Genomic DNA, 12,344 nt, shown 5'->3' with positions numbered 1-12,344 from the left:
CGGATAATGAAGGCTGAGCCCTTAACGACTTGACGACAGCGCGTTTTGGGCTACGCCGGAAAAAAGTGCCAACAATGTAACCCAAGCCGCGTGTCATGTACATGGAGCATCCTTTTACCGCTTCAGAAATCTCTGGATCATACGCGCAAGTTGCGCAATCTTCTCGCCCGCTGAATGTTCTTTTCTTTATACTAAGGCCGAGCGTCGGTTTACCTGCAAACGACGCATTATTTAGAAAAATCCTGACTTTGTGCGGAAGAGAAAAAATGAAAATTCGCGCTTTACTGCTTGCTACGAGCATGGCGGCGGCATTGACCGGCTGCCAGAACATGGACTCAAACGGACTGCTTTCTTCTGGCGCAGAGGCTTTTCAGGCCTATAGTCTGAGCGATACTCAGGTAAAAGCGCTGAGCGATCAGGCCTGTAAAGATATGGACAGCAAGGCTACTATCGCCCCTGCAAGCAGCGAGTACGCAACGCGTCTTGGCAAAATCGCCGCCGCGCTTGGCGACAACATTAACGGCCAGCCGGTGAACTACAAAGTCTATATGGCGAAAGATGTGAATGCCTTTGCCATGGCGAACGGTTGTATCCGCGTGTACAGCGGCCTGATGGATATGATGACCGATAACGAAGTCGAAGCGGTGATCGGCCACGAAATGGGCCACGTCGCGCTGGGTCACGTGAAAAAAGGCATGCAGGTCGCGCTGGGCACTAACGCCGTACGTGCAGCAGCGGCTTCCGCTGGCGGCATTGTCGGCAGCCTGTCGCAGTCGCAATTGGGCGATCTTGGCGAGAAACTGGTGAACTCGCAGTTCTCCCAGCGTCAGGAATCCGAAGCGGATGATTACTCGTATGATTTGTTGCGCAAACGTGGGATCAATCCGGCAGGCCTGGCCACCAGCTTTGAGAAACTGGCTAAACTGGAAGCAGGACGCCAAAGCTCAATGTTTGACGATCACCCGGCATCTGCAGAACGTGCGCAACACATTCGCGATCGCATGAGCGCAGACGGGATAAAATAATCCTCGAACAGTGCTGGATGGCGGCGTGAACGCCTTATCCGGCCTACAAATTCAGCAATAATGTAGGCCGGACTAGCGTCAGCGACATCCGGCAAAATAGTCCGAAACCCGTTATTCGCCTTTCTTCGCCGCCTGGATATACAGCATTTCCAGTGCCAGCGTAGCCGCCGCCAGCGCGGTGATCTCTGACTGATCGTAGGCCGGAGCCACTTCCACCACATCCATCCCGACGATATTCAGATCTTTCAGACCACGTACCAGCTTGATCGCGCGATCGGAAGTCAGACCGCCGATCACGGGCGTACCGGTTCCTGGAGCAAACGCCGGATCGAGGCAGTCGATATCAAAGGTCAGATACACCGGCATATCACCAACAATCTGCTTAACCTGGGCGATGATGTCATCTACGCCGCGATCGTTCACCTGGCAAGCATCCAGCACGGTAAAGCCGTTATCTTTGTCGAACTCGGTACGAATACCGATCTGCACAGAGTGATTCGGATCGATCAGACCTTCGTTCGGCGCAGTGTAGAACATGGTACCGTGGTCGAATTCACAGCCGTTAGCGTAGGTGTCGGTGTGGGCATCAAAGTGTACCAGCGCCATTTTACCAAAGTGTTTAGCGTGCGCGCGCAGGAGCGGCAGCGTGACGAAGTGGTCACCGCCGAAAGAGAGCATGCGCTTACCGGCAGAAAGCAACTGCTCAGCATGCGCCTGCAGTTTTTCACTCATTTCACGGGCATCACCGAACGCATAAACCAGATCGCCGCAGTCCACCACGTTCAGGCGCTCGCGCATATCGAAGTCCCACGGGAAGCGATTGTGTTCCCACGCCAGGTTAGTGGAAACCTGACGGATCGCAGCCGGACCATGACGACCGCCCGCGCGGCCAGACGTTGCCATATCAAACGGTACGCCGGTGATCACCCAGTCGGCGTCGCTGTCGTACGGCATGAAGTTCATCGGCAGACGCAAAAAACCAAAGGCGTTAGAAACCAGGGAGTTGTCGTATTGATGACCTAAGGTGCTCATGTACTGACCTCTTTTAAAATCGGTGAAAAAAAATCCCCTCCGCGTCGTTAAGCCCGACGAGGAAGGGATTGATTTACGTGACTACTTGTATAGGCGAATTATCGCCGTTAATTTGCTCAGGTTCAAGCGAACCCCAACAGCATTACTCGTCTTCGAGATAGGTATATCCGTACAGACCTGCCTCAAACTCTTCGAGGAACTGCTGCTGCAACTCGGTATCCAGATCGGTGTTTTTCACCTGGTCACGGAACTGAGTTAGCAGGGTGTTCGGATCCAACTGCACGTATTGCAGCATATCCGCCACGGTATCCCCTTCGTCAGACAGCTCAACTTCCACGCTGCCGTCAGGGAAGACGAACACGTCAACCGCTTCGGTATCACCGAACAGGTTGTGCATGTTACCAAGGATCTCCTGGTACGCACCCACCATAAAGAAGCCCAGCATCGGCGGGTTCTCCGGGTCGTATTCCGGCATCGGCATGGTGGTCGCAATGCCGTCACCATCAACATAGTGGTCGATAGCGCCATCAGAGTCACAGGTGATATCCAGCAGCACCGCACGGCGCTCAGGAGCCTTGTTCAGCCCTTCCAGCGGCATCACCGGGAACAGCTGATCGATCCCCCACGCATCCGGCATCGACTGGAACAGCGAGAAGTTGACGTAAATCTTATCCGCCATACGCTCCTGCAACTCGTCGATAATCGGACGGTGCGCGCGGTTGCTCGGGTCGAGTTGTTTTTGCACATCGTGACACATGTTCAGATAGAGCTGTTCTGCCCACGCGCGTTCCTGCAGGCTAAAGGTGCCTGAAGAGTACCCAACGTGAATATCGTGCAGATCCATCTGGCTGTCGTGCAGCCATTCACGCAGCGAACGACGGGTTCCCGGCTCATGCATCTCTTGCCAGGTTTCCCACATGCTTTGCAGGGCACGCGGCGCATCGTCAGCCGGAGGCGTTGCTTCGGTATGCTCGCTACGCTCAACGCCGATAATGTTAGACACCAGCACGGTATGATGCGCGGTAACAGCGCGACCGGATTCGGTAATTACCGTCGGGTGCGGCAGACCGTGCTCTTCACAGGCGTCGCCAATGGCCCAGATGATGTTGTTCGCGTATTCGTTCAGGCCGTAGTTTACGGAGCAGTCAGACTGCGAACGGGTACCTTCGTAGTCCACGCCCAGGCCACCGCCCACGTCGAAGCACTGGATATTTACGCCAAGCTTGTGCAGCTCAACGTAGAAACGCGCCGACTCACGTACGCCGGTGGCAATATCACGAATGTTCGCCATCTGTGAGCCGAGGTGGAAGTGCAGCAACTGAATACTGTCCAGACGACCGCGCTCGCGCAGCATTTCTACCAGTTGCAGCACCTGGTTTGCCGCCAGGCCGAATTTCGATTTCTCTCCGCCGGAGGACTGCCATTTGCCGGACCCTTGCGACGCCAGACGCGCACGCACGCCCAGACGCGGAACAACATTCAGTCGTTCAGCTTCATCCAGCACGATAGCGATTTCAGACATCTTCTCGATGACCAGATAGATCTTATGGCCCATCTTCTCGCCAATTAGCGCCAGGCGTATGTATTCGCGGTCTTTATAGCCGTTACACACGATCACGCTGCGGGTCATTCCGGCATGAGCCAGAACGGCCATCAGTTCAGCTTTAGAACCGGCTTCCAGCCCCAGCGGTTCGCCAGAGTGGATCAGCGATTCAATCACGCGACGGTGCTGGTTAACCTTGATCGGGTAAACGAGGAAATAGTCACCGTTGTAGCCGTAAGACTCACGGGCGCGCTTAAACGCGGCGTTAATCGAACGCAGACGGTGTTGCAGGATCTGCGGGAAGCAGAACAATGCAGGCAAACGCTGGCCCTGCGCTTCACGGGCTTTCACCAACTCAGCAAGGTCAACGCGCGCTTCTGGTACGTCGGGATCCGGGCACACGCTGATGTGGCCCAGTTCATTGACGTCATAGTAGTTATTACCCCACCAGGCAATATTGTAAGTACGCAGCATCTTGCTGGCTTCCTGGGAACTCATTGCAACCTCCTGCATGGAGCGTAGTACACCGTGTTCGCCTGCTGACGAAGGCGAACCCAAAGAAATGTCGTCAGACATAGCGAACCTCAAATTTTATTAACAAGTGTAAAACAGTTGACTACTATCGCAATCCGAAGACGCGATAACAACCCAAATACAGGCAGAATTTCCAGCAGATAGTGCTGACGCTCCGACTGTGCGACCGGTTTCTTTTTCATATCAATGTAAACACGTAACCGAACTTAATGCTGACGGTTCGGCGAAACCACGAGAAAACTCTTGTTTACCAAGAGCGCCCTTGTTCAGTTCTTAGTGACCGTTGCCGGCCCTGGAGTCCTGAGAAGCGCCGAGATGGGTATAACATCGGCAGGTATGCAAGATGCAGATTGCGGGGGACATATGTACACCAGAACGGTGCGATAGATTCAGCAGAATACAACGGTTCATTATCTCGTATCACCTCCACGGTTGCTCCTGACGGAACGAACCCACAAGCCAAAGCTAAAGTTTTAACCCGGCTGGAAGTGGCAACACGATGAAAACGTCGTGTGCTTTTTTGTCTATCCTCAATAAATCGAGTTGCGGGAAGGCGGCAACGCAGTGAATCCCCGGGCGCTTACAGGAGTAAGTGACTGGGCCGAGTATTGCCAACGCACATGCAACTTGAAGTATGACGGATATGAGCCGCGCGCCGCGTTTTATACCGACAACAGTACGAAAAAGCAAAAGATAAATACGCGCATTGCCAGCACCGTCAGGAAAAATTTCCAGTTACATTTTCAATACAATGCGAGCTCAATCAAAAAAAGCTGGAAATCAGGCGCAGAACCGACTTAAAATAGCCGTCCAGATGTTAATCCATCTATACCGATTAACACTCAGACTGCCAGTGTCCGTCATCTGCAGACTCATGGTAGAATCTTCTACACATGGCTATTCCACTCGACAGTTTGAGCTAACTACATTCTCCTTAGGTGAAATTAAATATGGCAAAACACCTTTTTACGTCCGAGTCCGTATCAGAAGGGCATCCTGACAAAATCGCTGACCAAATCTCTGATGCCGTGCTGGATGCAATCCTGGAGCAGGATCCGAAAGCACGCGTTGCCTGCGAAACCTACGTCAAAACCGGCATGGTTTTAGTTGGCGGTGAGATCACCACCAGCGCATGGGTTGATATCGAAGAGATCACCCGTAACACGGTTCGCGAAATTGGCTATGTGCATTCCGACATGGGCTTTGATGCCAACTCTTGTGCGGTACTGAGCGCGATTGGTAAACAGTCTCCGGACATCAACCAGGGTGTTGACCGCGCGGATCCGCTGGAACAGGGCGCAGGCGACCAGGGTCTGATGTTTGGTTATGCAACCAACGAAACCGACGTGCTGATGCCAGCCCCGATTACCTATGCTCACCGTCTGGTGCAGCGTCAGGCTGAAGTGCGTAAAAACGGCACCTTATCCTGGCTGCGCCCGGATGCAAAAAGCCAGGTAACCTTCCAGTATGACGACGGTAAAATCGTCGGTATTGATGCGGTTGTTCTGTCGACTCAGCACTCTGAAGATATCGATCAGAAATCGCTGCAAGAAGCCGTTATGGAAGAGATCATCAAGCCGGTACTGCCGACTGAATGGCTGACAGCTTCAACCAAGTTCTTCATCAACCCAACCGGTCGTTTCGTTATCGGTGGTCCAATGGGTGACTGCGGTCTGACGGGTCGTAAAATCATCGTTGATACCTACGGCGGCATGGCCCGTCACGGCGGCGGCGCATTCTCTGGTAAGGATCCGTCTAAAGTTGACCGTTCCGCAGCTTATGCAGCCCGCTACGTAGCGAAAAACATCGTTGCCGCTGGCCTGGCTGACCGTTGTGAGATTCAGGTTTCCTACGCAATCGGCGTGGCTGAACCGACCTCTATCATGGTGGAAACGTTCGGTACTGAAAAAGTGCCTTCAGAACAGCTGACCCTGCTGGTGCGTGAGTTCTTCGACCTGCGCCCGTATGGCCTGATTCAGATGCTGGATCTGCTGCACCCGATTTACAAAGAAACCGCCGCTTACGGTCACTTTGGTCGCGAACATTTCCCATGGGAAAAAACCGACAAAGCCGCCCTGCTGCGTGAAGCTGCCGGTCTGAAGTAATTCCCCGACGGCTCAATGCTTATGAAGACCAGCCTCGTGCTGGTCTTTTTTTATGTCATTTGCTCTCCCATCCCCCATCGCTATAACCACGCTAATTTCATTTGCTTCAATAACAAATGAAAGCGATTACATAGCACGATATTTCTATCCACCTTGAATTCACATCTCTTCGTTACCAGCATTGCATCACTGTTACATCATATTTCAGCATTGTCTTAAAATCAGCCAATCAACTTTATTCTATAATAATAAATAATGTTAACTTTCAACTCATTAAACAATAACCCACATGAATGCCAGTGTAACCGATTACACTAATGTGATGTGATTCGCATTTTTTTACCCCGTACTCACCTACCCTTAACATCAACAAAACTAAATAGCTGCGCCTAATACCGCTACACTTTTGCCTGACCATGTTTTCCTCCGGGGAATGGGCTGGCGGTTTCCATAAAATGGCGGACCTTTTTCAGTAACTGCCACATTGAGCGGCACTGATGATTACGGGTTATCGTGTCATGAAGTGCCTGCCATAGCCGTTCCACATGATTCACCCACGGCGAGTAAACCGGCTGGTAAATTACCCTGAACTTGGGATTTGCTTTCAACCAGCGCTGTGTTTCGCGGCTTTTATGGATAATGTAGTTATCAACGATCAGCGTGATTGTTTTCGCCCGCCGGTAAGTGGCTTTCAGGTGCTTCAGCAGAGCGATAAACAGCGCTGAACTTTTGCTGTTGCCGCCCACGTAGCTGACTTTACCCGTGCCACTGTGCAGTGCGCCGGCCAGATAGTATTTTTCGTTCTGCCCCGGCGTCACTACCCGTTTCTGCTGTCCGCGCAACTGCCAGTCCGCACCGATTTTAGGATTAAGGTGGATATCCACTTCATCTTCATAAAATACCGGATGCTCTGCGCTGCATTCATCCAGCGCTTTGTGGATTACCGCCATCTTTTCATCTTTATGTGGGTCACGGATACGCAGAGTTGGCGCGGCCCTGCGCCATACAAGCCCCGCAGATGGCAACCAGCGGCGAACGGTTCCTGCATGTAACTGGCAACCGGTTATCTCATTGATTTTTATTGCCAGTAATTCGGTGCTCCAGCGTGAACGTTGATAACCAAAATCGCCGGGAGAATGCTTTATCAGCTCACGTAACAGGGTGCAGATATGTTCAAAAGGCCAGCGTCGGGAGCGCCCTGCGGGTAAGGATTTCAGGCCTTCAATACCTGAGTGCGTAAACCAGTTAATCCAGCGACCAACGGATGAACGGGCACAACAGAGAGTTCTGGCAACATCGCTGACCCGTTCACCCCGATGAAGCATCAGCATGGCCGTGAGTCTGCGGGCATGATTTTTATCGCGCGTTTTATGAATAGCTTTCTGCATCAGGCGTCGTTCGCCACGGGGTATTGGTGCTATGATCGGCATCGCTCAGTCCGGTTGGTGGTTTTGGTTGGTTTGGCGATTGATCAGATCGCACAATCCGGGCTGAGTTCCCTTTCAGTGATCTACTATTCCGCGCAGCTATTTAGCTACCCAACGGAGGGCATCATGCCTGACAATAAAAAAACGGGGCATTCCAACAAAGCCATGACATTTTTTGTCTGCTTCCTGGCAGCCCTGGCTGGATTACTTTTTGGCCTGGATATCGGTGTTATTGCCGGTGCTTTACCATTCATCACCGACGAGTTCCAAATTACCCCACACACTCAGGAATGGGTGGTGAGTTCCATGATGTTTGGTGCGGCAGTGGGCGCCGTCGGCAGTGGTTGGCTCTCCTTCAAGTTGGGACGTAAAAAAAGCCTGATGATCGGCGCAATCCTGTTTGTTGCCGGTTCGCTGTTCTCCGCCGCAGCGCCAAACGTTGAAGTGCTGCTGGTTTCCCGCGTGCTGCTCGGCCTGGCAGTCGGCGTTGCGTCTTATACCGCACCGTTGTACTTGTCCGAAATCGCCCCGGAAAAAATTCGCGGCAGCATGATTTCTATGTATCAGTTAATGATCACCATCGGTATTTTAGGTGCGTATCTTTCCGATACGGCGTTTAGCTACAGCGGCGCATGGCGCTGGATGCTGGGCGTGATCATCATCCCTGCCCTGTTACTGCTGGTTGGCGTCATCTTCCTGCCGGACAGCCCGCGTTGGTTTGCGGCTAAACGTCGTTTTGTCGATGCCGAACGCGTTCTGTTGCGTCTGCGTGACACCAGCGCTGAAGCCAAACGCGAGCTGGATGAAATTCGTGAAAGCCTGCAAGTGAAGCAGAGCGGCTGGGCGCTGTTTAAAGAAAACAGCAACTTCCGCCGCGCGGTTTTCCTTGGCGTCCTGCTACAGGTGATGCAGCAGTTCACCGGGATGAACGTCATTATGTATTACGCGCCAAAAATCTTTGAGCTGGCGGGTTACACCAACACCACCGAACAGATGTGGGGGACCGTTATTGTCGGTCTGACCAACGTGCTGGCAACCTTTATCGCCATTGGCCTGGTTGACCGCTGGGGCCGTAAACCTACGCTGATCCTCGGCTTTATCGTCATGGCCGTCGGTATGGGCGTGCTGGGTACAATGATGCACGTGGGTATTCACTCGCCAGCCGCACAATACTTCGCTGTGCTGATGCTGCTAATGTTTATCGTTGGCTTTGCGATGAGCGCCGGTCCGCTGATTTGGGTACTGTGCTCTGAAATCCAGCCGCTGAAAGGTCGCGATTTCGGCATCACCTGCTCTACCGCAACTAACTGGATTGCCAACATGATTGTCGGCGCAACCTTCCTGACGATGCTGAACTCGCTGGGCAGCGCCAACACCTTCTGGGTCTACGGTGGCCTGAACGTACTGTTCATCTTCCTGACCCTGTGGCTGATCCCTGAAACTAAAAACGTCTCTCTGGAACACATTGAACGTAACCTGATGAAAGGTCGTAAACTGCGCGAAATTGGCGCACACGACTAATCACGTTAGGCTTCCTCCCAAGCGGGAGGGAGCCTTCCTCTTGCAGTCCCTTCCCTGTCGCACTATCCTCTGGCGTTATGAAAACCTCCCGTCTCCCGATCGCCATCCAGCAAGCCGCTATGCGCAGCCTGCGGGAAAAACTCGCTCAGGCCAATCTCAAGCTCGAACGCCAATACCCGGAACCAAAGCTGGTTTACCAACAGCGCGGAACCGCCGCGGGTACCGCGTGGCTACAAACCTACGAAATTCGTCTTAATCCAGTTTTGCTGATGGAGAATGTTGACGCGTTCGTTAACGAAGTGGTGCCCCATGAACTGGCGCATCTACTGGTGTGGAAACACTTTGGCCGCGTACCGCCGCACGGGAAAGAGTGGAAATGGATGATGGAGAGCGTGCTGGGCGTACCGGCCCGGCGCACGCATCAGTTTGAGCTGCAATCCGTGCAGCGTAAGACCTTTACATACCGCTGTAAGTGTCAGGAGCACCAACTGACCGTCCGCCGACATAACCGCGTTGTACGCGGCGAAGCCACCTACCGCTGCGTTCACTGCGGTCAACCGCTGGTTGCAGAATAATCTTCAGAATTATCAGGAACTTTTCTGATCTAACTGATTGCATACAGGAATGACTTTCGCTACGTTGCGGGCTCGTTTTGACACGGAGTTCGTGATGTACCGTAATCTTTCTTTTGCTGCGGCCCTGTTAGCCGCTGCGTTTTCAGGCTCGGTTTTAGCCGAAGGCATCAACAGTTTTTCTCAGGCAAAAGCAGCGGGCGTTAAAGTTAACGCCGATGCGCCAGGCGATTTCTATTGCGGATGTAAAATTAATTGGCAAGGAAAAAAAGGGGTCGTTGACCTCGAATCCTGCGGCTATAAAGTGCGAAAAAATGAAAACCGCGCCAGTCGAATTGAATGGGAACACGTTGTCCCCGCCTGGCAATTTGGTCATCAGCGCCAGTGCTGGCAGGACGGAGGGCGTAAAAACTGCGCTAAAGATCCGGTCTATCGCAAAATGGAAAGCGATATGCATAACCTGCAGCCCGCGGTGGGTGAGGTCAATGGCGATCGCGCAAACTTTATGTACAGCCAGTGGAACGGTGGTGAAGGCCAATATGGACAATGCTCCATGAAGGTTGACTTCAAAGAGAAAGTTGCCGAGCCGCCAGCCCGCGCCCGTGGCGCCATCGCGCGTACCTATTTTTACATGCGCGACCAATACAACCTGACGCTCTCCCGCCAGCAAACTCAGCTTTTTAATGCCTGGAATAAGCAGTATCCGGTCACTGATTGGGAGTGTGAGCGCGACGAACGCATTGCGAAGGTACAGGGGAACCATAACCCCTATGTGCAACGCGCTTGCCAGGCGCAAAAGAGCTAACCTACACTAGCAGCAATATTTTTTAACCATGCCCTGGCCTTTTGCAGCCCAGGGCCATGACGCGGATGTTTAACTATGCGCATTCCTCGCATTTATCACCCTGAGCCACTCACTTCCGGCAGCCAAATTTCACTGTGTGAAGATGCAGCCAACCATATCGGCCGCGTACTGCGTATGGGGCCAGGTCAGGCGCTACAGCTGTTTGATGGCAGCAATCAGGTATTCGACGCCGAAATCACCCACGCCAGTAAGAAAAGCGTGGACGTGAAGGTGCTTAACGCTGAACTCGACGATCGAGAATCGCCGCTGCACATCCACCTGGGCCAGGTGATGTCGCGGGGTGAAAAAATGGAATTTACTATCCAAAAATCGATTGAACTGGGTGTAAGCCTCATTACGCCACTTTTTTCTGAGCGCTGCGGCGTTAAACTGGACAGCGAACGCCTGAACAAGAAGCTCCAGCAGTGGCAGAAAATCGCCATTGCCGCCTGCGAACAGTGCGGTCGTAATCGGGTGCCTGAAATTCGCCCGGCGATGGATCTGGAAGCGTGGTGCGCCGAACAGGATGAAGGTCTGAAACTGAACCTGCATCCCCGCGCCAGCGCCAGCATCAATACGCTGCCGCTCCCGGTGGAACGCATCCGCTTGCTGATTGGCCCCGAAGGTGGGCTGTCGGCAGATGAAATTGCCATGACCGCACGGTATCAGTTTACTGATATTCTGTTAGGACCTCGCGTTCTGCGTACTGAGACAACTGCGCTCACCGCCATCACCGCGCTACAGGTGCGTTTTGGCGATCTGGGCTAACGGAGAAGAACAATGATCAAGCTCGGCATCGTGATGGATCCCATCGCAAGCATCAACATCAAGAAAGATTCCAGCTTCGCTATGCTGCTGGAAGCGCAACGTCGCGGTTACGAAATTCATTATATGGAAATGGCCGATCTCTATCTGATCAACGGTGAAGCCCGCGCCCGTACGCGTACCCTGAGCGTAGAGCAGAACTACGACAAATGGTATGAGTTCAAAAGCGAGCAGGATCTCCCACTGGCAGATCTGGACGTCATTCTGATGCGTAAGGATCCGCCTTTTGATACCGAGTTCATCTATGCAACCTATATTCTGGAACGTGCAGAGGAGAAAGGGACGCTAATCGTCAACAAACCGCAGAGCCTGCGCGATTGTAACGAGAAGCTGTTCACTGCATGGTTTGCCGACCTGACACCGGAAACGCTGGTCACGCGTAACAAAGCGCAGCTGAAAGCCTTCTGGCAAAAACACAGCGACATCATTCTCAAACCGCTGGACGGCATGGGCGGCGCATCTATTTTCCGCGTCAAGGAAGGCGATCCGAACCTTGGCGTCATTGCCGAAACACTGACCGAGCACGGTACCCGTTATTGCATGGCGCAGAACTATCTGCCGGCAATTAATGACGGTGATAAACGCGTGCTGGTGGTCGATGGCGAACCCGTTCCGTACTGCCTGGCGCGTATTCCACAAGGCGGCGAAACCCGTGGCAACCTGGCAGCCGGCGGTCGTGGCGAGCCGCGTCCATTAACCGACAGCGACTGGGAAATTGCACGTCGCATTGGGCCAACGCTGAAAGCAAAAGGTTTGATTTTTGTCGGTCTGGATATCATTGGCGACCGTCTGACGGAAATTAACGTCACCAGCCCAACCTGTATTCGTGAAATTGAAGCGGAGTTCCCGGTTTCGATTACCGGTATGCTGATGGACGCCATCGAGGCACGTTTGCAGAAATAAATAAGTTGCCGGA

At 53.0% G+C, this 12,344-nt stretch carries 12 protein-coding genes; 7 read left to right on the top strand and 5 right to left on the bottom strand.

The window, feature by feature from the left end:
- Positions 1-266 precede the first annotated feature (266 nt).
- Positions 267-1,025, top strand: coding sequence for a M48 family metallopeptidase (locus tag HV350_RS04365; protein ID WP_016154387.1), 759 nt, complete (start codon positions 267-269; stop codon positions 1,023-1,025).
- Positions 1,026-1,136: 111 nt separating this feature from the next.
- Here HV350_RS04365 and speB read toward each other — a convergent pair whose 3' ends face one another.
- From speB to HV350_RS26810, 4 genes are all read right to left on the bottom strand, one after another.
- Positions 1,137-2,057 (bottom strand): agmatinase, encoded by a 921-nt coding sequence (speB, locus tag HV350_RS04360; protein ID WP_181629869.1) that lies wholly within the window; start codon positions 2,055-2,057, stop codon positions 1,137-1,139.
- Positions 2,058-2,199: 142 nt separating this feature from the next.
- Positions 2,200-4,176, bottom strand: coding sequence for a biosynthetic arginine decarboxylase (gene speA, locus HV350_RS04355; protein ID WP_016154389.1), 1,977 nt, complete (start codon positions 4,174-4,176; stop codon positions 2,200-2,202).
- 8 nt (positions 4,177-4,184) lie between these two features.
- Positions 4,185-4,316: an acid stress response protein YqgB gene (gene yqgB / locus HV350_RS04350; RefSeq protein ID WP_049041971.1), complete on the bottom strand. Its 132-nt coding sequence runs from the start codon at positions 4,314-4,316 to the stop codon at positions 4,185-4,187.
- Positions 4,317-4,407: 91 nt separating this feature from the next.
- Positions 4,408-4,545, bottom strand: a complete 138-nt coding sequence (locus HV350_RS26810) for a hypothetical protein (RefSeq protein ID WP_269149342.1) — start codon at positions 4,543-4,545, stop codon at positions 4,408-4,410.
- 539 nt (positions 4,546-5,084) lie between these two features.
- On the opposite strand from HV350_RS26810, the gene metK reads away from it, so the two are divergent.
- Positions 5,085-6,239, top strand: coding sequence for a methionine adenosyltransferase (gene metK / locus HV350_RS04335; RefSeq protein WP_003027071.1), 1,155 nt, complete (start codon positions 5,085-5,087; stop codon positions 6,237-6,239).
- Between the two features lie 398 nt (positions 6,240-6,637).
- Here metK and HV350_RS04330 read toward each other — a convergent pair whose 3' ends face one another.
- Complete coding sequence (locus tag HV350_RS04330; RefSeq protein ID WP_046092923.1) at positions 6,638-7,669, bottom strand: IS630-like element ISEc33 family transposase; 1,032 nt, start codon at positions 7,667-7,669, stop codon at positions 6,638-6,640.
- A 123-nt stretch (positions 7,670-7,792) separates the two neighbouring features.
- On the opposite strand from HV350_RS04330, the gene galP reads away from it, so the two are divergent.
- From galP to gshB, 5 genes are all read left to right on the top strand, one after another.
- Positions 7,793-9,187: a galactose/proton symporter gene (gene galP, locus HV350_RS04325; protein WP_016154390.1), complete on the top strand. Its 1,395-nt coding sequence runs from the start codon at positions 7,793-7,795 to the stop codon at positions 9,185-9,187.
- A gap of 77 nt (positions 9,188-9,264) precedes the next feature.
- Positions 9,265-9,762, top strand: a complete 498-nt coding sequence (locus HV350_RS04320; RefSeq protein ID WP_103928579.1) for a SprT family zinc-dependent metalloprotease — start codon at positions 9,265-9,267, stop codon at positions 9,760-9,762.
- A gap of 94 nt (positions 9,763-9,856) precedes the next feature.
- On the top strand, positions 9,857-10,564 hold the full coding sequence (gene endA / locus HV350_RS04315) for a deoxyribonuclease I (RefSeq protein WP_101700211.1): 708 nt from the start codon (positions 9,857-9,859) through the stop codon (positions 10,562-10,564).
- A 75-nt stretch (positions 10,565-10,639) separates the two neighbouring features.
- Positions 10,640-11,371, top strand: a complete 732-nt coding sequence (gene rsmE / locus HV350_RS04310) for a 16S rRNA (uracil(1498)-N(3))-methyltransferase (protein WP_016154393.1) — start codon at positions 10,640-10,642, stop codon at positions 11,369-11,371.
- 12 nt (positions 11,372-11,383) lie between these two features.
- Positions 11,384-12,331 carry a glutathione synthase gene (gene gshB / locus HV350_RS04305; RefSeq protein WP_181629865.1) on the top strand — a complete coding sequence of 316 codons (948 nt, stop codon included), beginning with the start codon at positions 11,384-11,386 and terminating at the stop codon, positions 12,329-12,331.
- Positions 12,332-12,344 lie beyond the last annotated feature (13 nt).

The sequence above is a fragment of the Citrobacter sp. RHBSTW-01013 genome (assembly GCF_013781985.1).
GTDB classification, from domain to species: domain Bacteria; phylum Pseudomonadota; class Gammaproteobacteria; order Enterobacterales; family Enterobacteriaceae; genus Citrobacter; species Citrobacter braakii.
This window is presented reverse-complemented; position numbering and strand designations above follow the sequence as displayed.